Annotated in this window: 1 protein-coding gene; it reads right to left on the bottom strand. The window is 50.8% G+C overall.

Annotated elements, in window-relative coordinates; translation table 11 throughout:
* On the bottom strand, positions 1-947 hold a 947-nt coding region (locus tag ACTHS3_RS14330), incomplete at its 3' end, for an anhydro-N-acetylmuramic acid kinase (protein WP_440368285.1).
* Positions 948-1050: the final 103 nt, after the last annotated feature.

Consider the following 1050-nt stretch of genomic DNA (forward strand, 5'->3'; position numbering starts at 1 on the left):
TGCAATTTGGTGTCGGGAGAAAACAGGGTTTCCAAGTCTTGCATCAAAACCGGATTGCGGATGCCGCCGCCGCAGATGTAAAGATTATGAATCGCCGGAGCAGCTTGTTTGGTCGCGTCAAAAATGGTTTGTGCGGTATAAAAGACCAATGTGCGTATCACATCTTCCGGCTTTTCATTACCTTTCAGACGGCCTTGAAGCCAGCTTAGGGAAAACAACTCTCGGCCTGTACTTTTGGGATAAGGGCGGCTGAAATAAGGATGGTCGAGCAGGGAAGCGAGCAGGTCGGGGAGGATTTTGCCTTGTGCGGCTTTTTCCCCGTTTTTGTCGTAAGGCTGCTGCCAGATATGTTGCATCCATGCATCCATCAGCATATTGCCGGGGCCGGTATCGAAGCCGAAAGAAGGGCTGTCGGGCGGGAGGATGCTGATATTGGAAATGCCTCCAATGTTGAGTACGGCTCGGGTTTCATTCGCATCTCGAAACAGCGCTTCGTGAAAGGCTGGGACGAGGGGTGCACCTTGACCGTTGCAGGCAAGGTCGCGGCTGCGAAAGTCGCCGACAGTGAAAATGCCGGTCAGTTCAGCTAACAGGGAGAGGTTAACCAGTTGAATGCTGTAACCGTATTCAGGCGCATGGCGGATGGTTTGTCCGTGGCAGCCGATTGCGGCAATGTCTTTGGCCGACAGGTTTTGTTCTGCCAATAGTTGTTGGACGGTTTGGGTGTATAGGCGGCTGAGTGTTTGCGCCAGGATATTGCTTCTGTGCAATTCATTTTCGCCTATGTCTTGTAGTGCCAACAATTCTTGGCGCAGGCCGTCTGAATAGGGTAGAAAGCTGTGGGCAACGGCTCGTTGCCATTGCTTGCCCTGCATTTGAATCAGTACGGCATCGGCACCGTCCATGCTGGTTCCGGACATGATGCCGATATAGTATTGGGGTTGCATTTCGGTTACAGAAAGAGAAGGTAAAGCGACATTTTAACGCCTTTTGACGTTTTTACGGGAATTTCGGCATTTAATGTAAATAGTTGGTGCAAGAAAGATTACA

Source organism: Neisseria sp. P0009.S007, from assembly GCF_051962515.1.